The sequence below is a fragment of the Streptomyces sp. MA5143a genome, assembly GCF_900290235.1.
Lineage (GTDB): Bacteria > Actinomycetota > Actinomycetes > Streptomycetales > Streptomycetaceae > Streptomyces.
Window position 1 is genome coordinate 79,890 of sequence record NZ_OLMK01000010.1, and the last position, 22,747, is coordinate 102,636.

General features: G+C 69.6%; 19 protein-coding genes and 2 pseudogenes. 12 read left to right on the top strand and 9 right to left on the bottom strand.

Annotated features, from left to right (window positions below; translation table 11 throughout):
• Nucleotides 1-194: 194 nt before the first annotated feature.
• From SMA5143A_RS04730 to SMA5143A_RS04740, 3 genes are all read right to left on the bottom strand, one after another.
• Nucleotides 195-1,205: a Gfo/Idh/MocA family protein gene (locus SMA5143A_RS04730; protein ID WP_107461655.1), complete on the bottom strand. Its 1,011-nt coding sequence runs from the start codon at nucleotides 1,203-1,205 to the stop codon at nucleotides 195-197.
• A gap of 82 nt (nucleotides 1,206-1,287) precedes the next feature.
• Nucleotides 1,288-2,049 (bottom strand): SDR family oxidoreductase, encoded by a 762-nt coding sequence (locus SMA5143A_RS04735; protein WP_107461656.1) that lies wholly within the window; start codon nucleotides 2,047-2,049, stop codon nucleotides 1,288-1,290.
• A 136-nt stretch (nucleotides 2,050-2,185) separates the two neighbouring features.
• Nucleotides 2,186-3,352, bottom strand: coding sequence for a phytanoyl-CoA dioxygenase family protein (locus SMA5143A_RS04740; RefSeq protein ID WP_107461657.1), 1,167 nt, complete (start codon nucleotides 3,350-3,352; stop codon nucleotides 2,186-2,188).
• A gap of 136 nt (nucleotides 3,353-3,488) precedes the next feature.
• Between SMA5143A_RS04740 and SMA5143A_RS04745 the strand changes: the two genes are divergently transcribed.
• The 5 genes and pseudogenes from SMA5143A_RS04745 to SMA5143A_RS04765 form a co-directional block, all read left to right on the top strand.
• The gene (locus tag SMA5143A_RS04745) at nucleotides 3,489-4,517 is read left to right on the top strand and encodes a LacI family DNA-binding transcriptional regulator (RefSeq protein WP_107461658.1); all 1,029 of its coding nucleotides are present in this window, start codon (nucleotides 3,489-3,491) and stop codon (nucleotides 4,515-4,517) included.
• Between the two features lie 416 nt (nucleotides 4,518-4,933).
• Nucleotides 4,934-8,014: an NACHT domain-containing protein gene (locus SMA5143A_RS04750; RefSeq protein WP_107461659.1), complete on the top strand. Its 3,081-nt coding sequence runs from the start codon at nucleotides 4,934-4,936 to the stop codon at nucleotides 8,012-8,014.
• A 55-nt stretch (nucleotides 8,015-8,069) separates the two neighbouring features.
• Nucleotides 8,070-9,377 (top strand): MFS transporter, encoded by a 1,308-nt coding sequence (locus SMA5143A_RS04755; protein ID WP_146193882.1) that lies wholly within the window; start codon nucleotides 8,070-8,072, stop codon nucleotides 9,375-9,377.
• A 159-nt stretch (nucleotides 9,378-9,536) separates the two neighbouring features.
• Nucleotides 9,537-10,613, top strand: a complete 1,077-nt coding sequence (locus SMA5143A_RS04760; protein WP_107461661.1) for a DMT family transporter — start codon at nucleotides 9,537-9,539, stop codon at nucleotides 10,611-10,613.
• Nucleotides 10,614-11,084: 471 nt separating this feature from the next.
• Nucleotides 11,085-11,306 (top strand): annotated as a pseudogene (locus tag SMA5143A_RS04765) (VOC family protein); the annotation flags it as partial.
• A gap of 60 nt (nucleotides 11,307-11,366) precedes the next feature.
• Here the strand turns inward: SMA5143A_RS04765 and SMA5143A_RS04770 are convergent.
• Both SMA5143A_RS04770 and SMA5143A_RS04775 read right to left on the bottom strand, forming a co-directional pair.
• The gene (locus SMA5143A_RS04770; RefSeq protein ID WP_258193303.1) at nucleotides 11,367-12,125 is read right to left on the bottom strand and encodes an ABC transporter permease; all 759 of its coding nucleotides are present in this window, start codon (nucleotides 12,123-12,125) and stop codon (nucleotides 11,367-11,369) included.
• On the bottom strand, nucleotides 12,125-13,027 hold the full coding sequence (locus SMA5143A_RS04775) for an ABC transporter ATP-binding protein (protein ID WP_258193350.1): 903 nt from the start codon (nucleotides 13,025-13,027) through the stop codon (nucleotides 12,125-12,127). Before SMA5143A_RS04775 ends, SMA5143A_RS04770 begins: the two co-directional genes overlap by 1 nt.
• Nucleotides 13,028-13,339: 312 nt before the next feature.
• On the opposite strand from SMA5143A_RS04775, the gene SMA5143A_RS04780 reads away from it, so the two are divergent.
• Nucleotides 13,340-14,269: a LysR family transcriptional regulator gene (locus tag SMA5143A_RS04780; RefSeq protein WP_258193304.1), complete on the top strand. Its 930-nt coding sequence runs from the start codon at nucleotides 13,340-13,342 to the stop codon at nucleotides 14,267-14,269.
• A 933-nt stretch (nucleotides 14,270-15,202) separates the two neighbouring features.
• On the opposite strand, the gene SMA5143A_RS42885 is transcribed toward SMA5143A_RS04780, so the two are convergent.
• Nucleotides 15,203-15,565: a hypothetical protein gene (locus tag SMA5143A_RS42885; RefSeq protein ID WP_181361730.1), complete on the bottom strand. Its 363-nt coding sequence runs from the start codon at nucleotides 15,563-15,565 to the stop codon at nucleotides 15,203-15,205.
• A gap of 197 nt (nucleotides 15,566-15,762) precedes the next feature.
• Complete coding sequence (locus SMA5143A_RS04795) at nucleotides 15,763-15,993, bottom strand: hypothetical protein (protein ID WP_107461665.1); 231 nt, start codon at nucleotides 15,991-15,993, stop codon at nucleotides 15,763-15,765.
• Nucleotides 15,994-16,135: 142 nt separating this feature from the next.
• Between SMA5143A_RS04795 and SMA5143A_RS04800 the strand changes: the two genes are divergently transcribed.
• A complete protein-coding gene (locus SMA5143A_RS04800) occupies nucleotides 16,136-16,942 on the top strand; it encodes a hypothetical protein (protein WP_181361745.1) in 807 nt (268 codons plus the stop codon).
• Nucleotides 16,943-17,057: 115 nt separating this feature from the next.
• Here SMA5143A_RS04800 and SMA5143A_RS42890 read toward each other — a convergent pair whose 3' ends face one another.
• A complete protein-coding gene (locus SMA5143A_RS42890; protein ID WP_181361731.1) occupies nucleotides 17,058-17,207 on the bottom strand; it encodes a hypothetical protein in 150 nt (49 codons plus the stop codon).
• Nucleotides 17,208-17,324: 117 nt separating this feature from the next.
• Here SMA5143A_RS42890 and SMA5143A_RS04805 point away from each other — a divergent pair.
• A pseudogene (locus SMA5143A_RS04805) lies at nucleotides 17,325-17,718 on the top strand (cupin domain-containing protein).
• 67 nt (nucleotides 17,719-17,785) lie between these two features.
• On the opposite strand, the gene SMA5143A_RS04810 reads toward SMA5143A_RS04805, so the two are convergent.
• Nucleotides 17,786-18,604: a CDP-alcohol phosphatidyltransferase family protein gene (locus tag SMA5143A_RS04810; protein WP_107461667.1), complete on the bottom strand. Its 819-nt coding sequence runs from the start codon at nucleotides 18,602-18,604 to the stop codon at nucleotides 17,786-17,788.
• Between the two features lie 108 nt (nucleotides 18,605-18,712).
• Here SMA5143A_RS04810 and SMA5143A_RS04815 point away from each other — a divergent pair, with 108 nt between their 5' ends.
• The 4 genes from SMA5143A_RS04815 (at nucleotide 18,713) to SMA5143A_RS04830 (ending at nucleotide 22,674) form a co-directional block, all read left to right on the top strand.
• A complete protein-coding gene (locus SMA5143A_RS04815) occupies nucleotides 18,713-19,693 on the top strand; it encodes a zinc-dependent alcohol dehydrogenase (RefSeq protein WP_107461668.1) in 981 nt (326 codons plus the stop codon).
• A gap of 166 nt (nucleotides 19,694-19,859) precedes the next feature.
• Nucleotides 19,860-20,258 (top strand): 6-pyruvoyl trahydropterin synthase family protein, encoded by a 399-nt coding sequence (locus SMA5143A_RS04820; protein WP_055519615.1) that lies wholly within the window; start codon nucleotides 19,860-19,862, stop codon nucleotides 20,256-20,258.
• Nucleotides 20,255-21,496, top strand: a complete 1,242-nt coding sequence (locus tag SMA5143A_RS04825) for a glycosyltransferase family 4 protein (RefSeq protein WP_107461669.1) — start codon at nucleotides 20,255-20,257, stop codon at nucleotides 21,494-21,496. Before SMA5143A_RS04820 ends, SMA5143A_RS04825 begins: the two co-directional genes overlap by 4 nt.
• Nucleotides 21,493-22,674, top strand: coding sequence for a class I SAM-dependent methyltransferase (locus SMA5143A_RS04830; RefSeq protein WP_258193305.1), 1,182 nt, complete (start codon nucleotides 21,493-21,495; stop codon nucleotides 22,672-22,674). Before SMA5143A_RS04825 ends, SMA5143A_RS04830 begins: the two co-directional genes overlap by 4 nt.
• Nucleotides 22,675-22,747 lie beyond the last annotated feature (73 nt).

Genomic DNA, 22,747 nt, shown 5'->3' on the forward strand with positions numbered 1-22,747 from the left:
GGTCGCGCCGTTGGGAGGTCGGCCGCGCGACCGCCAGAGCGACCGGCCCTGACCAGCCCACCTCGGCCAGGCCGGCCGGGCCCCTTTGCCCACCCCCGCCCGACGGAGCCACCCCGCCCTGCTCGACCCGCCCTGCTCGACCCCACCCCGCTCGGCACACCCCCCGGCCCCGCCCCGCCCGGCGTTCGGGGTGCTCAGCTCGCGTTCTTGCGGACCTCCTCCAGCCGGACCGGGCGGCCCTCGGCGACCGACAGGGTGCACGCCTCGGCGATCCAGCTGGCCTCGATCGCGTCGGCGACCGTGCAGGGGGAGGGGCGGGTGCCCGCGACGACCTCGGTGAACGCGGTCAGTTCGGCGCGGTACGCGGGGGCGAAGCGGTCCATGAAGAAGTTGTGCGGCGGACCCGCCGGGAACGTCACGCCCGGCTCCGCCGAGCGCAGGGGGAGCTGGCCGTCGAGGCCCGCCGCGATGCTGTCCTTCATCCCGTGCACCTCAAGGCGCACGTCGTACCCGCGGGCGTTGTGGCGGGTGTTGGAGATGACGCCGATCGTGCCGTCGTCGAACGTGAGCAGCGACGACGCCGTGTCGACGTCACCGGCCTCCTTGATGTACTCCGCGCCCTTGTTGCCACCCGTCGCGTACACCTCCACGACCTCGCGGCCCGTCACCCAGCGCACGATGTCGAAGTCGTGCACCGCGCAGTCCCGGAAGATGCCGCCCGACACCGCCACGTACGCCGCCGGCGGCGGAGCCGGGTCCAGCGTCGTCGACCGCACGGTGTGCAGCGCGCCCAGCTCACCGCTGAGCACCGCCTCACGCGCGGTCATACAGCCCGCGTCGAAGCGGCGGTTGTAGCCGATCTGCACCTCGATGCCGCTGTCCCGGACGGCGCGCAGCACGGTGAGGCTGTCCTCCACCGTCTTCGCCACCGGCTTCTCGCAGAACACCGGGATGCCCGCCTCGACGGCGGCGAGGATCAGTCCGGGGTGCGCGTCCGTCGCCGCCGTGATCACGACTCCGTCGATCCCGGAGGCGAACACCGCCTCCGGGGAGTCGGCGACCGTGGCGCCGAACTTCTCCGCCGCCGAGGCCGCCGCCGCGGCCACCGGGTCGGAGACCACCAGCTCCTCCACGACGTCCAGCCCGGACAGAGTCCCGGCGTGGAAGGCTCCGATACGGCCCAGCCCCAGGATGCCAATGCGCATGATCGAGTGTCCCTTTCAGATGTACGGGGGGAGAGAAGGAGGAGAAGGAAAACGGGGAGAAGGGTAGGTGCGGGTCAGAGGGTCAGTCGGTCGCGCCGACCACGTTCTGGTCCCAGTCGATCAGTGAACCGGTGACCACACCACTGCGGTCGGACAGCAGGAACACGACGAAGTCGGCGATCTCGTCGACCTGCCCGAGCTTCCCCATCGGCAGCCGCTCGGCCGCCCGTTCCCGCCAGTCGTCGCCCGCGTCGTGGAACTCCCGCTGGACCGCGTCCTCGCCCTCGGTCTCCGTCCAGCCGATGTTGAGGTCGTTGATCCGGATCCGGTCCCAGCGGTGGGCGTGGGCGGCGTTCCGTGTGAGGCCCGCCAGGCCGGCCTTAGCGGCGGAGTACGGCGCGAGGAACGGAGGGCCGCCGTGCGCGCAGTTCGAGCCGATGTTGACGATCGTGCCGGGCGCCCCGCGGGCCACCAGATGCGCCACCACCGCCTGCATGGCGAAGAAGGGGGCGCGCAGGTTGATCGCGATGTGCGCGTCGAACAGCTCCGGCGAGGTGTCGAGCAGCGAGCCGCGCGAGGTCAGCCCGGCCGCGTTCACCAGGCTGTCGACCCGGCCGTGTGCCGCGATCACCTCGTCCACGCTGGAGCGCACCCCCTCCGGGTCGGCGAGGTCCGCCTGTACGAACGTGGCTCCGGTCCGAGCCGCCAGCTTCTCGCCGACCTCGGCGCGGCGGCCCGTGAACGCGACGGTCGCGCCCTCGCGCAGGGCCGCGCGGACGATGCCCGCGCCGACGCCCTGGCTGCCGCCGTTGACGAGGACGACCTTGTCCTCCAGGAGTGCCATCCGGGGGTGCTTCCTTTCGTTCGAGCCCGGCGCTTCGGCCGACGGGCGGTGCGGCCGGCGAAACCGGCGCCGGCGGTTCAGGTACGGCGCCGGCGTTCAGGCACGGCGCGGGCGGTTCACGTACTGCCCCCGCGGTTCAGGTGCGGCGTCGTTCCGCGCCCGTCCGTAGTTCCTCGCGCAGTCGCGCGGGGCTCCACTCCTCCGTCACCGCACGCCACAGCGTGTCCGCCTGGGACGGCGGGGCGAGTCCGTCGACCGGTGGGTCCCGGTCCAGGTTCGTGGGGAACGCGTAACCCTCGGCGGTGGCCGCGACCACGCGGCGCAGCGCGTCCTCGGGGGCGCCGTCGGCCTTGCGCGCCAGCAGGACCGGGAACACGGCGTTCGCCATGGCCTCGCGGTCCACCGTCTCCATCGCCCGGCCGAACGCGGAGGAGACCTGGAGCAGGTTCGCCATCCGCCGGATGTCCGTCGACCGGTTGTGCCCGGCGGCGTGGAACAGCGCCGGGTTGAAGAAGACCGCGTCGCCCTTCTCCAGCGGGAGCTGCACGTGGTGGGCGTCGAAGTACGCGGCGAACTCGGGCAGCCGCCAGGCCAGGTACCCGGGCTCGTACGTCTGCGAGTACGGCAGGTACAGGGTCGGGCCGGACTCGACGGGCATGTCGCAGTGGGCGACCGCTCCCTGGAGGGTCAGCACGGGGGAGAGGCGGTGGACGTGCGCCGGGTACCCCGCCGCCCGCTGTCGGCCGAGGAAGCCGAGGTGGTAGTCGCGGTGCGGGCTCTGCGCCGCGCCGCCCGGGTTGACCACGTTGATCTGCGAGGTCACCTGGTAGCCGGGGCCGAGCCACGCCTCGGAGACCAGCGCCAGCATGTCGTTGGCGTAGTAGTCGGCGAACGCCTCCGGGGTGCGCAGGGCCGTCTTCTCCAGCGCGTTCCACACCCGGTCGTTGGCGCCGGGCTTCGCGAAGTGGTCGCTGCGGGCCGACCCGGAGGCCCGTTCCTCCTCGATCAGTGCCGTGAAGGCGGCGGTGGCCGCGTCCACGACCCGCGGGTCCGGGAAGGCCCGCTTGAGGACGACGACACCGGGACCGTCGAGCATCGCCCGGACCAGCTCGACCTGCACGGCGCGGCGGTCCGACGCCGCGCGGAGCCGCTCGCTGTCGTAGACGGGGACGTTCCGCTCGACGCCCTCCGCGTACGGGTGGTCGCGGGGATCGGTGGTGCGCTCGACCAGGGCGCGGAACACGACGAGGTCGCAGTCCTCCTCGGACAGCCAGATCGCCGAGCCCGCAGCGGTGAGGGCCATGCCGGGTCCTTTCCCTGGTCTGGTCGGCCGGTCTTTCGTCCAGCCGCCGTCTCTGTCAGTCTTGGGCCCGGACCACCCTCATTCAACCCTCAGCAGCACCTCAAAAACCCCTCATCCACAGCCGGGAACAACAGCCATGGGACACCCCTACACGATCCGTGAGATCGCCCGTCAGGCCGGGCTGAGCCTGGCCACGGTCGACCGGGTCCTCAACGGTCGCGGCGGGGTGCGGGAGAGCACCGCCCGCGAGGTCGAGCAGGCGATCAAGGACCTGGACCGGCAGCGGACCCAGGTGCGCATCGGCGGCCGTACGTTCATGGTCGACATCGTGATGCAGTCGCCGGACCGGTTCTCGACGGCCGTGCGGGAGGCCCTGGAGGCCGAACTGCCGTCCCTGCACCCGGCGGTGGTGCGCTCCCGCTTCCACTTCCGGGAGACCGGGCCCGCCTCGGAGATGGTCCGGATGCTCGACCGGATCGGGCGGCGCGGCTCGCAGGGCGTGATCCTCAAGGCCCCCGACGTCCCCGAGGTCACCGCCGCCATCGAACGGCTGGTCGCGGCCGGCATCCCCGTCGTCACCCTCGCGACGGACCTGCCGAGCAGCCCGCGCAGCGCGTACGTCGGCATCGACAACCGGGCCGCCGGGGCGACCGCCGCGTATCTGGTCCGGCAGTGGCTCGGCGACCGGCCCGGCGCCGTCCTGGTGACGATCAGCCGGGGCTTCTACCGCAACGAGGAGGAGCGCGAGATGGGGTTCCGGGCGGCGATGCGGGCCGCCGAACCGGCCCGGCGGCTCGTCGAGGTCACCGACAGCGACGGCCTCGACGCCACCCAGCGGGACCTGGTCCGGGACGCGCTGGAGCGGGAGCCGGACCTCGCCGCCGTCTACTCGATCGGCGGCGGCAACACCGCGACACTCGACGCCTTCGCCGCCGCGGGGCGGGAACCGCACGTCTTCGTCGCGCACGACCTGGACCACGACAACACCCGACTGCTGCGGGCCGGCCGACTGTCCGCCGTGCTCCACCACGACCTCCGCCAGGACCTGCGCCGCGCCTGCCAGACCATCATGCGCGCCCACCAGGCCCTCCCGGAGGAGGGCCCGTCCCTCCCCTCGGCGATCCAGGTGGTCACGCCGTACAACATGCCGCCGGGGAACGGATAGGAACATCGCGACCTTGTACATGGCCGGGCGGGTGGCCGTCGGCGGCCGCACCTTCGGCCTGCGCCTTGGGCTGGTGCAGCACGCCCCCGCCGGCGAAGGGGCATCGAAGTGCGTCTCCAGGGGAAACCGGGCCGGGGATCGTGTCCCACACCGCCGGGTCGTCAGGGTAGAACCGGACCGTGTCCCCGTCCGGGCTCGTCTTCGCGACACCACGCTGCGAGGGTCGGTGACGAAGCACCGGTAGAAGTCCGTGGTGCTCTCGATCGGAGACAGCCCACGCACGGCAACGACGCACAAATGCGCCGACCAGGAGAAAGTATTGCCAATTTCTTTCTTTCGGCGACAATGTGCATATGCTGCGGGTGTACGCCGTTTGGACGGTGCAACAACCGTTCCGTGGCTGAAAGTTGTGGTCCATGTCGGGGAAGACGGTCGGGCTGATCACGGCAATCGTGATTCCACCATCGGTGGCAGCGGGGCTGTGGCGGTCGTTGATGATGGAGCACCCTGCGGTGGCTGTGCTTCTTCTTCTGACGTACGAGGCGTTGGTTGCGTTGGTGGCGTTCGCCGGGAAGATCATCGAACAACTGGCGAAGCGCTGGGAACAACGAATCGTCGATAGTATCGACCAGGCGCTGGGGCTGAGGTTCTCACGCTTCCCCGAACGCTATCGTGCAGCCCTGCTCGGAAGTCTGCGGTATATCGATCTCAAAGGGTTTGAGACGATCGGCTTCTACACGCCTGAGTTGGACGAGGTGTTCATCCAGGTGAGCCTTGCTCACCAAACACCGGACGGCGCCGAGACGAGCCTTCTCGCTCATCTTCCCCATGACGTGACCGACCGCCATGTGCTGGGCGACCTTCTCGATCGCCGCCAACCCGTGGTGCTCGCGATTGTCGGCCCTCCTGGGAGTGGGAAGACAACGCTGCTACGGCGTACCGCACGGCAGATCTGCGAGGAGCACCGGGGCCGTCGCCGAGCCGTCCCCGTTCTGCTGTTCTTCCGTGACCACGTGGACACCGTACTCGACACGCCAGGTGTGACCCTGGCCGATCTGGTCCGGGAGACCCTTGAACGGGGGATCAGCGAACCGGCTGGTTGGTTCGAGCAGAAACTGCGGGACGGTGACTGTGTGGTCCTGCTCGACGGACTTGACGAAGTGGCGAGGCAGGACGACCGGAAGGCGATGGCTGTCTGGGTGGAGCGCCAGATCGCGTTGTACCCCTTGAATGACTACGTCCTTACCTCTCGTCCCCAGGGATATCTGTCGGCGCGCGTCAACGGCGCGGCAGTACTCCAGGTTCGAAGCCTCACCGACGAACAGGTGCTCTCATTCGTGCGCGGCTGGTATCTCGCAGTCGAAAGACACGCCGCGGGCACGGAGAACGCGGAAGTCCGCCACAAGGCCGAAACGGCCACCGGTGATCTCTTGGAGCGGCTCAACCATGCACCGGCGCTGCTCGACCTGACGGTCAACCCCATGCTGCTCACGATGATCGCGAACGTCCATCGCCATCGTGGTGCGCTCCCTGGCAGCCGGGCACGACTGTATGGCGAAATCTGTCAGGTCATCCTCTGGCGACGGCCGGAGGAGAAGGGAATCCTCAGCCACCTGAGCGGTGACGGGAAGGAGATCCTGCTCCGCGGTCTGGCCTTCTCCATGATGGAACAGCGCGTCCGGGATCTCCCCAGGCCGGCGGTTCTGTCCGTGATCGAACCCATGCTGCGGCGAATGCCCACGATCTTGACCGCGGAGGAATTCCTGGCCGACGTGGGCTCGAACGGACTGCTCATCGAACGCGAAAGCGGCCTGTACGCCTTCTCCCACCACACTTTTCAGGAATACCTCGCCGCCGCACACATCCGTGACACCGGGCAGTCCCAACTGCTTGCCGATAGTGTCGATGACGTCTGGTGGCGCGAGTCCACTCTGCTGTACGTGGTCGGCGCCGACGCCGACGCCATCGTCGAGGCCGGTCTCGAATCAGGGACCGTCACCGCGTTGTCGCTGGCCTTTGACTGCGTCGAACAGGCCAGCCACCTCGCGCCGGAACTGCGTACCCGCATGGACGACCTGCTCGGTTCGGCATTCGGTTCGGCCACGGATCCGGACCGGCTGCGGCTGATGGCCAGCGTCATGGCCATACGCCAGTTACGCCACCTCGTGCGGACTGAAGGCGGCGGCCGTGTCTGTACCCGTCCGGTCACCAAGGGCCTCTATTGGCTGTTCCGGCAGGACACCGGAGCGCTGCCCCCCGACGGCGCCGACACGACTGATGGCATGGTCGAGTCCGCTCCTGGCAGATCCGACGCGGAACTACCGGTCACCGGTGTCCGTGCACCAGCCGCGGCAGCTTTCGTCCGCTGGGTGAACGGCATCTCGGGCAATACTCCCGGCTACCGGTTGCCCAGTTGCTCGGAGATCGAGGATCCGGCCGTCCTGCGCGTCAGGAGGTTCACCCGGAGTGACACCCCGCCCGAGAGCCTGTGGCTCGCACCGGAAAGCCAACCTGGCCGGCCTCAGCTGTGGGTTCCTCCGGATCGCCCTCATCCGTACGCGACGAACTCCGCCGACCTGGGGCAGCTCGTCACACGGGACCTGCGGAGCGCCGAGCCTGCCCTCCTACGCCTGCTGCTGCTCCGGGCGATCGTCTCCGTACGGCTCCTCCCGCGAACCGTGGCCTTGGCACCGCCCCTGGACGTGGGCGTAGGCAATGTTCTGGACCACCTCCACGACCTTGCCCAGACGCTCAGACACGTGATCGCGCTCGATTCCGCCGACGGGAGTCGCCTCGCCGGCCCGCTCGCCCTCGTCGACCTGCTCACCGTCGAGGCCCGCCACGGCCGACGATCCCCGCACACACGCCATATCGACTCCGAGTTGCTGGGACCGCTGATCGACGGTCTGGAGAACCGTCGTATCGGAGATCCGGCCGATACGGTCGACTTGGTCCTCCCTGCAACCACGGTCATGACCCTGGAGCTGGCTTCCGAGTACACATTCGAGCGCGCGCTCACCTGGGTAATGGGGACCGCAATGGCGTCCACGTTGACGCATATGCTTCGCACTAGCGTCCAGCCAAGTTCCTGGTTCACGGACTTCTCGCGTAAGTTCATCGACGGAACGTTCGGTGAAGGTGTCCGTAGCCGCTTGTCGCCGGACGACCTGGCAGACCTTACGGAGGACACGCGCAGGGCGTTTACCGAGTTGTTCGGGCCGCCGAGTGGGACTGCGCCGCCTTCCTGGGCAAACAAAATGATCCAGGAGTTCCACCGGGCCGCGATTCCCCTGTTCGAAGGCAGGCGCAACATCACTTCCCGGGCCGCGAGTGAGCTACGGATCTCGGCCCTGTGCCTGGCCGTCGAGGCTGAAGTCTGTCGGGCACCCGATCTCGGCGCGTCCTTTCGCCGCATCGCGAGCGGTGTGACTCTGCTGCAGGAACGGGCAGCCGGTCGCCGGGTTCCGGACGAAGTAATAGTGCTGGCGACTCTGTGACCACGTCGGAGCAGCTGAAGAAAATGAGCGGAGCGATCCGGGGCCTGGAGGTCGCGTGTCACGCAGCAACGGTTCGATCGGACTTGACGTTCCGCATGACGACAGGTATCGCCCGTTGTCGCGTCGCGGTCTTTCCGCCGCGTCCATCGGGCATGCCATGGAATGGTTCGATTGGAACTCGTATGTGATCTTCTCCGTATTCTTTGCTCCTCAATTTTTTCCTTCTGGTAACTCGGATGCCGCGCAGCTCAAGACATTGATGATCTTCGCGATCGGCTTCCTCTTCAGGCCGCTCGGTGGGATCGTGTTGGGTGGGTTCGCCGACCGGCACGGTCGCCGGAAGGGGCTCACTCTGTCCATGACGCTCATGGCGGGCGGCAGCCTGCTCATCGCGGTCTGTCCGACGTACGATCAGATCGGGCTGCTGGCTCCGATGACGCTGCTCCTCGCGCGTATGGCCCAGGGGCTGTCCACCGGCGGCGAGATGGCAGCCTCGGCGGCCTATCTGGCCGAGGTCGCTCCACCAGGCCGCCGCGGCTTCTACTCCAGTTTTTCGTATGTGACCGGAACGCTCGGCAGTATCACCGCGACCCTCCTCGGCCAGTTGGTTCTCCTATGGCTCGGCGAGGCGGGAATGAGTGACTGGGGCTGGCGAATTCCCTTTGCCTTCGGAAGCGTGATCGGCCTCTGTGCGCTTTACTTGCGCCGCACCCTGGAAGAGTCCGGACCTTATCTCATGGGGCAGGATCTCAGGGTGAGGCGCCCCACCTGGGAAGTGCTCCGTAGGCACCCGGCAAGTGGATTGCGAGTGATCGGCTTCACCGTCGGGGCGACAACGGTCTACTACACGTTCCTTGCTTACCTTCCCGGATACGTTCAGCACACGTATGGCGTGTCTGCCAGTTCTTCCCTGTGGGTCTCAGTCGTCGCCCAGATCGCGATGGTCGTGACACTTCCTCTCCTGGGAGACCTCTCGGACAAAATCGGTCGTAAGCCCCTGCTCAGCGTCTTCGCGGGCGGCTACCTGGTACTGATCTTTCCGCTGTTCTCGCTCCTCTCCTCCTCCGTGTGGTCTCTTCTCACGGTCATGACCACCGGGCTGCTGTTGTTCGGGTGCTATGCCGCGATAGCACCTACCGCGATGGCGGAACTCTTTCCCACGCAGGTGCGTTCGGTCGGACTGGGCATGCCCTACTCGCTTGTGGTGGCGATCTTCGGAGGGACCGCTCCCTACTTGGTCCAGGGATTGACCGAGCGTGGGCACGCACATTGGTTTCCCTGGTATGTGGCCGCGCTGTGTCTGGTGTCTTTGCTGGTGTATGTGACGACACCGGAGACCAAGGATGTGAACCTGGACCGATGATCGATGGATCACCGAACGGCAAAGGGTCCGACTGGAAAGCCTATGCCGGGGACACCTGCCCCGCTGCCGGGTAGCGTGATCACATGCAGCTGTTTCTGACGCCTCCGCCGCCCGCCGCTTAAGGCGGGCAGTCGTACTCAGCCATCCCGAGGTGCCGGGATGGCTGAGTGGGTTGCCCACGGAACAGATCGTGCCGGCAACCACTTGAGGAGACCTCAGTTGCAGTCCTCTTCTGCCCTGTCTGTTCGGCAGGGTGTTCTCTACGTCGCGATCGCGGCCACAGCGTGGGGCACTGGCGGTGCTGTGGCCGCCGAACTGTACGACGTCAGCGGGATCGGCCCGATCTCCGTTTCCTTCTGGCGATTCCTGACCGGACTCGGACTACTCCTGACCGTGAGTCTGGTCCGGCGGACTTGGCGGCCGCAGACGGAGCGCCCGCTGCGCGCAACGTACGCGGCGAACCCACGGCGAGCCCTGGTCACGGGCTTCGGACTGGCCGTGTATCAGACGGCTTACTTCGCCGCCGTGCAACAGGCCGGACTGACCGTGGCCACGGTGGTGACCCTGGGCTCGGGTCCCGTACTGGTCGCCGTCGGAGCCAGGCTCACCCTGGGTGAGCGCACCGGCGCCGCCGGAACCGCCGCCGTAGTGGGCGGCGTCATGGGGCTGGTGTTGCTGATGAGAGGCGCGGATGAGAGCACCGGCCCGGATCCCCTCCTGGGCACCGGGTACGCGCTGCTCTCCGCAGTGGGCTACGCGGGCGTGACGCTGCTGGGCCGCTTCTCCGGCCGGAAGAACGCCGGTGGCGCGTACGAAGCGACGGTGACCGGCTTCGCGGTGGGCACAGTGTGCCTTCTGCCGATGGCTCTGCTGGAGGGTTTGCTCCCCGACTTGGAGCGTGCGGCCTGGACTCTGGGTCTGATCCTCTACTTGGGAGCGGTGCCGACGGCGCTGGCGTACACGTTGTTCTTCGTCGGCCTCGGAGCGGTACGGGCCACCACGGCCTCCGTCGTTGCCCTGGTCGAGCCGCTCACGGCGGCGGTCATCGGCGTCCTGGTCTTCGGCGAGCGGCTCAACGCGGTCATCCTCACTGGCACGGTCCTGCTGCTGTTCGCCGTGGTCCTCCTGACGTTGAACGAAGGGGCCGGTCGAGCGTCGGCGACCGGACGGACGCCCGACCCCGGTGCCGACCACGGCCTGAACACATGGCATCCGGTCACACAGACCAAGGACTGACGGCGACGCGCCATCCGTAGGCGGGCAGCGGGCGACCAGAGCCCTCTGCCCGCCCATTCACACGTGCGCTTGGCCGCATCCGGCGCCCGGTGGAGATCAGGGCGTATGTGTGGCCGTTCCGCGGCACGGTCTGGCGCTGCAACGAGTGCGGGGCTCCCCTTGGCATTCCGCCTGAGACTCCATACCGCGAAGCCATCGACGCCCACGCGAAATACTCCTACCATGATCCGTCTGGGTTGTCGGTGTGGTCGCCGTATTAACCGGTCCGCTCCATACCCCGCAGGCCCTGGCCACCGACAACCCGCCCGAATCGGTCGCCCTGCACTCACGGCACTCCCTGGGCAGTACCGCCTTCGACGCCTAGGGCGTGTGTCGGAAGTGCTCTAGGTTGGCTGACGTGAGTGGGCGGGGGCGGAGTTATAGGTACGTCGGACCGGTCGAGCTGAAGACCGCGGTCCGGCCTGGTGACGGCAGGCGCCCGAAGCCAAGACGATCAAGAACCGGATCCATCTGTGTCTGCGACCCGAGACCTCGCGCGATCAGGAGGTGGCCCGGCTGACAGAACTCGGCGCCACCTTCGTCGCCGATCACCGAGATCCCGATGGCTCGGGCTGGGCGGTTCTCGCTGATCCCGAGGGCAACGAATTCTGCGTTCTGCGCAGCGAGTCCGACCGAGCCGTCACGAACTCCTGAACTCCCGCGCCGGCCCCGCCTACGACCACCACCCACTAGCACGACCCACACCCCAGCCGACTACGCCTTGCGCCCCGATCGCCGGTAGGCATACGCCGCATACGCGCTGAACAGCAGCAGCCACCCGGCCAGCCCTGCTGCGGAGGTGAGGCTGGGCGCCCGGCCCCCCGCGGTGTCCCAGCCCAGCCGGGCGAAGAGGTGGCCGGGCGTCCAAGTAGCCACCGGCGCCAGCCAGCCGGGGAACTCGGAGACCGGGAACCACAGACCGCCGAGGAGAGCGAGCACCAGGTTGCACAGGATGTTCGTGACGTTCGCAGTCTGGGACGACAGTTGGTAGCCGTTGGCGATCCCCAGCATCGTGAAGGGCAACGAGCCCACCCACAGTACGAGGATCAGAACCAGCCACTGCCAGGGCTGCAGGCGCACGCCATTGGCGATCAAGGCGGTGACGAGAACCACGATGATCGCGGGCAGCACCATCAGCGAACCGGTCAGGGACCGTCCCACGACGACCTGAGCCGAGGTGAGCGGGGTGACCCGCAACCGTCGCAGCCAGCCCGCCGCCTTGTCCTCGGCCACGGCCGTACCGGACGTCAGGCCGCTGCTCAGCGCGCCGAAGGCAGCGAGACCCACCATCGCGCTGAGGGCCCAGTCGGGTGTCCTCGCGGACCCGTCACCGACGTTGGTGAACATGACGTACATCAACACGGGCGTGCCGATACCGAAGACCACGAAGCCGACATCGCGGAAGGCGCGCCGCAGCTCAAGGCCGACATAGCGCGTCACCAGAGTGAACGAAAGGATGACCGAGCTCGACATCACGCGCCCGCCTGGGGGGAGTTCATGGACACCTCGGCGGCGCCCTGTTCGGTGGACGAAACGGTGAGAGGGCGAGCGGTGAGGCTGAGGAAGGCGTCCTCGAGCCCGGCCGCCGACACCTCGAGCCCTCGCAGCGACACCATCTGAGGCAGACGGCTGACGGTGCCGTCCGGGTCTGAGGTGCGCAGCCGCACACGGCCTCCGGCGATCTCGACGGACAGGACACCCGGGAGAGATGTGAGGCTTTCCGGCAACGGGGCGGTGGGCAGGTCGAAGGAGACCGTTCCGGCTCCGACCGTCCGCTTGATCTCCGCGCTGCTGCCGTCGGCGACCAGCCGGCCCCGGTCGATGACCACGATCCGGTCCGCGTTGCGGTCGGCCTCCTCCAGGTAGTGGGTGGAGAACAGCACCGTCTTCCCGCGGTCGGTCAGGGACCGCATCGACTGCCAGAACGCCTGCCGTGCCTGCACGTCCAGAGCAGCCGTCGGCTCGTCGAGGACGAGCAGGTCGGGGTCCCCGGCCAGTGCCACGGCGAAGGCGACGCGCTGCGCCTGGCCTCCGGAGAGTCTGTCGGCCCGCCGCCCGGCGAGATCGGTCAGGCCGGCCAGGTCCAGGGATTCGTCGACGGCCATGGGCTTCGGGTAGGCGCCCGCGACGAAGGAAACGAGCTCACGGACCGTCACCCGGGGGACCGGCTTGGAGTCCTGCAGCATCGCGCCGATCCTTCCGGCGCGCACCGCCGCCGCAGGGGAGGCGCCGAACAGATGTACTGTCCCGGAGGTCGGCTCGTCCAGGCCGAGCAGCAGGCCGACGGAGGTCGACTTGCCGGCGCCGTTACGGCCGAGCAGAGCCACTCGCTCGCCCGGTCGGATCGTGAGGTCGAGCCCGTGCAGGGCGCGCATCGAGCCGAAGTCCTTGACCACTCCATCGAATGCGACCGCCGGGAACACCGCGTCAGCCGCTGCGGGCGCGGCCCCGGCGCCCGCGTCCGACACGGTTCGCAGTTCGCGGACGCGCGGGGAGGCGCCCGGTGGCCGGGAGTCGGCAGGCGGCTGGGCGACCGTCGAGGTGCCGTGCTTCATCGTCCGTCCCTGGTTCTCGTCGTGCCGGGCACTCCACCCGGCACGGCCGGGGCGGTCCCTCCGCCCGGCTGCTCAAGCCTCCCGTCCGCGCAGGTCAGGAACAACGCCCGCTTCGCTACCATGCCGATAACCGTGCGGTTATCGATCCGGGGGGACGGCTTGGAGCTGCGGGACATCGAGATATTCCTGGTGCTGGCGGAGGAGCTTCACTTCGGTCGCACCGCCGAGCGGCTCCACGTGTCGCAGGCCCGGGTCAGCCAGGCGATCAAGAAGCAGGAACGCCGGATCGGGGGAGCCCTGTTCGAGCGCACCAGCCGGTCGGTCGTCCTGACGCCGCTCGGCAGCGGCCTGCGGGCCGACCTCCGTCAGGCGTACGACCTCATCACCGACGGGCTCGCCCGGGCCACGGCCGCGGCACGGGGCGTCAGCGGCACCGTCCGGCTGGGCGTCATGGGCGCGCTGGGCCACGAGCTGCGACCGGTGATCAAGGAGTTCACCACCCGTCACCCGCACTGCGACGTCGTCCTGACGGAGTTCCATTTCAGCGACCCGTTCGCGCTGCTGCGGTCCGGTCGGGTGGACGCCCAGCTCATGTGGCTGCCGGTCCGAGAGCCCGATCTGACCGTCGGGCCCTGCGTGCTGACGGAGGGCCGCGTGCTCGCGGTACCGGCCGCCTCCGACTGGGCAGGGCGGGAGTCGATGTCGATGGAGGACCTCGGCGACTGTGTGACCTTCGAGCGCCCCCCGGTGCCCGACTACTGGGGCGACGCCATGTTGCCGCGTCACACGCCGCTGGGTCGCCCGATCCCGTCGGGCCCGGCGGCCCGCACCTTCCACGAGATACTCGCGCTGGTCGCCGCCGGACGGATCGTCAGCCCGCTGAACCAGCATGTCACCCGGTACTACACCCACCCTGGGATCAGTTACGTACCCCTCCACGACGCGCCTCGGACCGAGTGGGCGCTCGTCTGGTGCACCGCCCGTGACAGTCCCCGCCTGCACGCCTTCGCGGAGACCGCTCGCGGGGTCGGCGTACGCCCCCTCGACGGCCCCCTCCCCTGACAGACAGACACCCAGCCGCCCGGCGTCCCCCGCTACGACCAGAACTCGTCGTACGTCCTGGTGTCGGACCACAGAGCCCAGGCCTCGGTGATCTGTCCGTCCTGGATGTGGAAGACGATCGCGTAGTCCATGTCGAGCTGCTTGCCTTCACGTGAGGCCGTGACGTGAAGCAGGGCCTACCGTGTGCACGTCGTTCGCGAGCACATCGTGGAGCTGAGGGCGGTACGTGCCCCCTCACCGGCTACGTAGAACTTGGGCGGCCCTCCGGCTTCACCCAGGAGGTGGTCTTCCGGCGGTGCCACGACTGCCAGGAGCACAACATCGTGCGCGAGGACGACTTCGTCTGCGTCTTCTGCGGCAGCGATCTGCCTGCGGCGCGGAACGTGGATCCCACCACGTGACGGCCGAGGGTCACGTCTCCCCGCCCCATGAACCGTGATCATTCACAGCCCAAGATCCGCTTTCGATACACGGCCTAAGGCCGTAAGAAGATCCCCTGGAGCCACAATCACACACCCGCTTCCTGGGCCAGGTCGCCTGACCCGCCACTCGTACCGCTACGGCGGCGTCGCCCGGGGCTGGCGCAGCACCGGCCCAAGGCCGCCGCGCGGGTCGCAGCCGACGATTCTCCGGACTACCATCACTGCACCGTCACGCACCAACAGCGGCTCAGGCTGAGGATCTTCGTAGAACCGGGTCCAGCCCAAGGTGACCCTCCCGTCCGGACATCGGTGCCGACCGTGGGCCTTGGTCGCGATCCAGCGGAGGAACTGCCCGGCGCGCTCGAAGTCGTCGGGGTAAATCTCCTGCCGGCTGGTCAGGCTCCAGGCGCCCGCCTCGGGGTTCTGCCTGCGTTCCAGGACTGAGGCCAGGGAACCGCCCACCTTGGATGCCTGGTCGTGCTGGCCAGGAGTGGCTCGGGTCGGCTCTTGATCACAGGCTTTCCCGGTCAGCCTCTACTACGACGGGAAAGGTGGTCACGATGCGGAGTATGTTCGGCTCGGTGCCCAGTTCGAGGTGCCAGCGGAGCTCGGCGGGTTCCTCCTGCGTCATCTCGTCAAGCAGATCCATCGTGAGCAAATGGAGCGGGTCGTCGTGGCGGAGAAGGAGGTCGACGATGCACGGAACGCGCTCGCCGCCACTGAGGCCAGGCCCGCGCAGCGGCAGACCGAGCGGGATGCGTACGTCCGTGACGGCTCGTTCCCGGCCTTGTTCAACAGCGACACCGGGGGCCCGGATTGGGCGTTGTGCCAGTGGGCGCAGTCTCACATCGCCCAGGTGGCCTTCAAGGACCACGCTCCCACCGGTGACGCCTACGCCCGCCTAGTGGCGCAGGACAAGGTGTTCCACCGGTGGCTGCGCAAACACGGCCGCATCATCCCCGCAGCGTTCGGAGACGACGAGAGTGTCTCGCCCTCCTGGCGAAAGACGCGACCCGCCGAGGCCCTGTCGGGCGAACGGCGGGTCGGGGAGAGACGGGGCTGGTCGACCTGTCAGATGAGGTCCATCGACGAGAAGAGGGTGAGCAGGCCGAAGGTGGTGATCGCGGCGCCGCCCGCACCGAGGAAGAGTGCCGGGTAGAAGCCCAGCTCCAGGCCGACCGGCTTTTCCTTCTGGGACCCGTAGAAGCCGACGAGGAACACCGCCAGGCCTGCCAAGGCCGCGACCAGCAGCCACGCGAGACTGGACGAACCGTCGTTGGTGACAGCGGCGGAGAAGTGCACGTCGACTCCCGTACGAGAAGGGGGGAGGGAGAGTTGTCTCGCCAATCCCTCGGTTGTCTCTTACGATAGAGACAACCGAGAGACTTGACCAACGCCCAGCTCAGGAAGGGGAGGAATGCCCAATCATGGCGGGGGACGGCCGATGAAGCCGATCCCCGACGACGTCCCGGCCGAGAGGGCCGAGCTTGCTCAGGCGCTGCGCGACCTGCTCCAGCAGAGCGTGCCCGAGGACGTCCCGGCGGACGCCATCGCCCGCGCCGCGGGCATCGGCAGGTCCACCCTGTTCCATGCGCTGAGCGGACAGCGCGTGCCCAGCTTCGACACCGTGCTCACGTTCGTGAACGCCTGCGAAGGCGTCCGCACCCAGCCCGACATCGTGGGGCGCACGGCCGACGGGTCGGTGTTTATCGCCGAGGCCAAGACGTACGAGATGCCGGAGGAGACCCTGGAGGCCTGGAAGCGCGCTTGGGAGCGCGCACGGCATCCCGAGGCGCCGCGGATCAGTTATCTGACATCGCACGGTACCGCCGAGCCTGAGCAGTCCCGCTCGTCCAGGCGGGGCGGCCGTGGCAGCTTGGGCCTGCACCGAAGTGCGGTCGGGGACAGCGCCGTGTACGCGGAGCGTACGACCGTCCTTGGGCAAGGCCGTGATGCTGACACCGGGGACAACGAAGTGAGCGTCGCCGAAGCCCAGGCCCGGCTGAAACGAGCGCTGGAAGTTCTGGAGGACGCCACCCGAGGCGTCGCCCATGCGAGAACGGTGCTGGAGAAAGCCACGAAACGGGAGCGGGCGGCCATCTTCGCGAAGGCAGAGCAGCACCTGGCCGAGGCGGGGGCCGACGTGAAGGAGCTCCGCGAATCGTTCGAATCGTTCGTCCTGCTGTGGGATGACCCGGCAAGGCCCCCATCCGACCCGGGTTCTGAGGGTGACCCGGGGGCGGCCGAGTGACGACCGCGGCGGGACAACATACGGCCGCAGAAGACCCGGGACGGCTACCTGGGACTGGGAGATCTGGGGAAGTTCCACGACTGGCTCGCCACGCGGACCGGCATCCGTCTGCCGCTCAGAGGGCCACATAACCCTGCCCCTCCACCCAACTGCCGAAGCGAAGGGACACCGTCACCGCGATGGCGAATGACATCGAGGGGCGGATACGGCTGGGAGGCCGCACCTTGGCGTTGTCCAGCTGTGCGAGAACGCGGGTGGGAGGCATACAGCGCCGAGGCAATCCGAGAGGGGGACCACGGTCTCCATCCGGCTGGATGCCGCTCTGGCCGTAGGCGATTCCTGGCACTCACATCTGCCGGGCGGAACGCCACAACGTGGGTCCATGAGCAGCGAACCGATCCCTCTCAGCGGGGCGCTGGCCTCGTTCGACGCCCTGTGGAGCCCGCGCATCGTCACGCGCGTCAACGACTACGACGTTCGTGTGGCCAAGGTCGAGGGCGAACACGTCTGGCACGTCCACGACGCCACCGACGAGTTTTTCCTGGTGCTCGACGGCGAGCCGCACATCTCCTTGCGCGAGCCCGCCTGTGAACGCACGGTCCTGCTCCCGCGAGGGGGCCTTCACTGTGCCCCGAGGCACGGAGCACAAACCGTATGCCCCGTCCGGCGCCGCGATCCTCATGTTCGAGCCCGCCGGGACCCTGACCGTCGGCGATCGCGATGACGAGATCTCGGACCACGTGGACGCGACGACCGGCCACACACTCGGCACCTGAGCCGCCATGCTTCGGACCCGCCCCCTCGGCCGGGCGTACGCTCAGCGGTGCGTACGCGTCGCTCGGGTCAGCTCGACACCAGCTGGGCCTCGCGGCGCTCCGCGGCGGACTCCACGGTCACGGCCACGGCCACCTGCTCCGGCACGGTCACCGTGGCCGTCGCCGTCTCCTGGTCCTCGCGGTCGCGGTACAGCCAGGCGATGTCCCGCCCGAACGACCAGACCAGCGAGCCCAGCGCCACCGCGACGACGGCGAAGTTCGCGGCGTACGGCAGCAGCCCGGAGGCGGCGACCAGCAGGAAGACACCCTGGATCGCGGCGACCGTCTTGCGGGCCATGCTGTGCGGGAGGGAACCGTTCAACCACGGCATGGCCTTGGCGGCGGCGACGAAGCCGTACCGCATCAGGCCGATCAGCAGCACCCACGGGCCGAGCGACATCGACACGTACACGCTCAGCACCAGGATCAGGAACGCGTCTACCTCCATGTCGAAACGGGCGCCCAGCGCGGTCGACGTGCCCGTGCGCCGGGCCACCTTGCCGTCGACGCCGTCGAGTATCAGGGCCACGGAGGTCAGGCCGACGAACAGCGAGACGGGCGGCGAGCTCTGGAAGGAGTCGGCGACCAGCGCGGTGACCGCGCCGACCAGGACCGCCCGGCCGAGCGTGACCCGGTTCGCGGGGCCGAAGGAGCGGGGCCGGGTGCGCAGCAGCGCGCGGTTGAGGACCGCCCAGGTGGCGAACGCGAACGCCAGCCCGGTCAGCCAGCCCGCGGGACCCAGTCCGATCGCCGTACCGAGGAAGGCGAGCAGCAGCACCTGGGCGCCCGCGCCCACCGCCGTCTCAGAGAGCACCAGCCGGCCGTCGTAAGTGTTGTTCAGGGCCACCGCAAACCTTCCGAACGTGTGTGGAAGAGTCGATCACCGCCGCGTACCGTTCCGCGACGTCCACCGCTGCGTACGTGGAGAACCGCCCGACCGTTCATGGAGACCCCTATGAAACACACAGCCCGCGCCTTCTGGCTCAGCACCCCGGGGCAGGGCGAGATCCGCGAGGAGCGGCTCGCCGCCCCGGCCGAGGACGAGGTGCTCGTCCGCACGTTGTACACGGGTGTCAGCCGGGGCACGGAGACCCTCGTGTTCAGCGGTCGCGTACCCGAGAACCAGCACGCGACCATGCGCGCGCCCTTCCAGGAGGGAGAGTTCCCGGCCCCGGTGAAGTACGGCTACCTCAGCGTCGGCCGCGTCGAAGAAGGGCCGGACGCACTGGTCGGCCGGACCGTGTTCTGCCTGTATCCGCACCAGAGCCGCTACGTCGTCCCGACGAGCGCCGTCACCGTCGTGCCGGAGTCCGTCCCCGCGGCCCGCGCCGTCCTCGCCGGCACCGTCGAGACCGCCGTCAACGCCCTGTGGGACGCGGCGCCCCTCGTCGGCGACCGGATCGCCGTCGTCGGCGGCGGCATGGTCGGCTGCTCGGTGGCCGCCCTCCTCGCCCGGTACCCCGGTGTACGGGTCCAACTCGTCGACGCCGACCCCGCGCGCGCCGACATCGCCCGCGCACTCGGCGTGGACTTCGCGCTGCCCGGCGACGCGCTCGGGGAATGCGACCTCGTCGTGCACGCCAGCGCCAGCGAACAGGGCCTCGTCACCTCGCTCGGTCTGCTCGCCGCCGAGGGCACCGTCATCGAACTCAGCTGGTACGGCGACCGCCTGATCGCCCTGCCGCTCGGCGAGGCCTTCCACTCGCGCCGGCTGACGATCCGCAGCAGCCAGGTCGGCACCGTCTCCCCGGCCGCCCGCCCCGGCCGCACCTACGCCGACCGGCTGGCGCTCGCCCTCGAACTCCTCGCCGACGCGCGCTTCGACGCGCTCGTCACGGGGGAGTGTGCCTTCGAAGAACTCCCGGACGTGCTGCCGAGACTCGCGAGCGGAGAGCTGCCGGGGCTCTGCCATCGGGTACGGTACGCCGCCGAGTGACCTACTGACCGGTCAGCGCATCCGCCCCACCCGTCCCTGAACTGCCCCGACGGAACGCTGACCCCCAAGAAACCGCAAAACTCGGCTGAACAACGGGTAGGGAGCAGCCGTACTACACGGCATGCCCCGGCCCGGGGGCAGACGTACCGCACTGGAGGGTCGTCCGTTGTTCAGCATCACCGTCCGCGATCACATCATGATCGCCCACAGCTTCCGCGGGGAGGTCTTCGGACCCGCGCAGCGCCTGCACGGCGCCACCTTCCTCGTGGACGCCACCTTCCGGCGCGCCGAGCTGGACGACGACAACATCGTCGTAGACATCGGGCTGGCCACGCAGGAGCTGGGTGCCGTGGTGAGCGAGTTGAACTACCGCAACCTCGACAACGAGCCCGACTTCGCGAACACCAACACCTCGACGGAGTTCCTCGCCAAGGTGATCGCGGACCGGCTCGCCGAGCGGATCCACAAGGGCGCCATGGGCGAGAACGCCAAGGGCATCGCGGGCATCACGGTCACTCTGCACGAATCGCACATCGCCTGGGCGAGTTACGAGCGTGCCCTGTGACCGACACGACCATCGACCGGGCGGACCTCGGTACCGCCGCCCAGACAAGCGGTGCCGGCCAGGCCGACGGGGGAGAGCAAGTGAGGCTCGGCTACGTGCCCGTGCAGAACGCGGCGCTGAAGACCGCCGCGATCGTGCCCATGTCGCTGCGCTCCGTGCACTTCGTGATGCCGGGCGGCGTCAACGACGTGGCCCGCCCCAGCGGGGGCAACGCCTACGACCGCCGGATCTGCCTCGATCTGCCCGGCTTCGGCTGGCAGGTGCACCAGCACGCCCTTGCGGGCAGCTGGCCGCGCCCCGATGCCGACGCCCGCGCCGAACTCGCCCGTACGCTGCGGGAATTCCCCGACGGCACGGTCGTCCTCCTGGACGGACTCGTCGCCTGCGGGGTGCCCGAGATCATCCTCCCCGAGGCCGAACGCCTCTGCCTGGCCGTCCTGGTGCATCTGCCGCTGGGCGACGAGACCGGCCTGGAGCCGGACGTGGCCGCCGACCTCGACGCCAAGGAGCGCACGACCCTGCGGGGCGTGTCCGCCGTGATCGCGACCAGCGACTGGGCGGTCCGCCGGCTGGTGTCCCACCACGGCCTCGCCCCCGAGCGGGTCCATGTCGCCGCCCCCGGCGCCGACATCGCCCCCCTCGCCTCCGGCACCGACGGCGTCTCCCGGCTGCTGTGCGTCGCCGCGGTCACCCCCCGCAAGGGGCAGCACCGGCTGGTCGAGGCCCTCGCCACGGTCACCGACCTGCCGTGGAGCTGCGTCCTCGTCGGCGGCATCGACCAGGACCCCGAGTACGTCGACCACATCCGGGGCCTCGTCGCCAAGTTCGGCCTGGAGGACCGGCTGCACCTCGCCGGACCGCAGGCCGGCGCCGCACTCGACGCCAGCTACGCCTCCGCCGACCTGATGGTCCTCACCTCGTACGCGGAGACCTACGGCATGGCCGTCACCGAGGCCCTCGCCCGGGGGATCCCCGTGCTGGCCACGGACGTCGGCGGTCTCCCGGAGGCCGTCGGCCGCGCCCCCGACGGCGGGGTGCCCGGCATCCTCGTCCCGCCGGAGAACCCCGCGGCCATCGCGTCGGAGTTGCGCGGCTGGTTCGGGGAGGCCGACGTACGGCGCCGGCTGAAGGCCGCGGCGCGCGGACGCCGCGCCGCGCTCGACGGCTGGGCGACCACGGCCCGCAGCCTGGCCCACGTCCTCGGACGACTGCGCCACGAACCCCGGAGGGCGGCATGACCACTTCAGCCTCGACGGCGACCACGACGACCGCGTCCGCGGGGGCACCGACGGGCACGGCGGGTTCCGTGGGCGCCGGTGCGGGCCTCGGCGCCGCGCTCTCCGCGGGCACGCCGACTCCCACGGGCGGGACGCCGCCCGGCGGGTCCGCCACCGGTGCGATACCCGCCACCGGGGCGGTTGCCGCCCGCGGGGTGGCCCCCGACGCGGCGCTCACCGCTGGCGCGGTGGCGCCCGTGGTGGGTGGGGCTGCTTCCGCTCCGGCCGTGTCCGTGCTCGCCGCGGCCTCCGCCTCCGGCGCCGCGCTCAGCATGGCGGGGCGGGGCGGTGACACCCCGGCGGCCGAGGGACACCAGTACGCCCCGCAGTGGCTGGAGTTGCGGGAGAGCGCCGACGCCGCCGCCCGCGCGGCGGATCTGCTCGACCCGCTGCGCATACGTCTGGCGAACCTGCCCCGCCGGACCACCGGCCTGGTCGTCCACGACCTCGGCTGCGGCACCGGCTCGATGGGCCGCTGGCTCGCGCCCCGGCTCGACGGCGCCCAGCAGTGGGTCCTGCACGACCAGGACCCCGCCCTGCTGCGGCTGGCCATCGAGCGGGCGCCCCGCGCGGGCGCCGACGGCAGCCCCGTCACGGTCACCACCCGGCGCGGCGACATCGGGCGGCTCACGGCGGACGACCTGGCCGACGCCTCCCTCGTGACCGCGTCCGCGCTGCTCGACGTCCTCACCCGCGAGGAGATCGAGACGCTCGCCGGGGCCTGCGCGGACGCCGGCGTACCCGCGCTGCTGACGCTCTCCGTCGTCGGCCGGGCCGACCTCGTACCGGCCCACCCCATGGACCAGGAGATCGCCGAGGCGTTCAACGCCCACCAGCGCGCGAGCGAGCTGCTCGGCCCCGACGCGATCACCGTGGCCTGCGAGGCGTTCGCCCAGCGGGGCGCCACGGTCCGGGTCCACCCGAGCCCCTGGCGGCTCGACGACCGGCACATCGCCCTCACCGAGGAGTGGCTGCGCGGCTGGGTCGGCGCGGCCTGCGAACAGCGCCCCGAACTCACCGAGCGCGCCGAGGCCTACCTCCGCGACCGCCTGGCGGCCTGCGCGGCGGGCGAGTTGCGCGTCACCCTCCACCACAGCGACCTCCTGGCCCTGCCCCGGCCGACGGGCGGCGCGTCATGACGGCGCCGGTGGACACCCGCGCCCTGCCGGTTGAACGACGGGTCCGGGTAAGGCCGAAGGGGGTCCGGGCCCG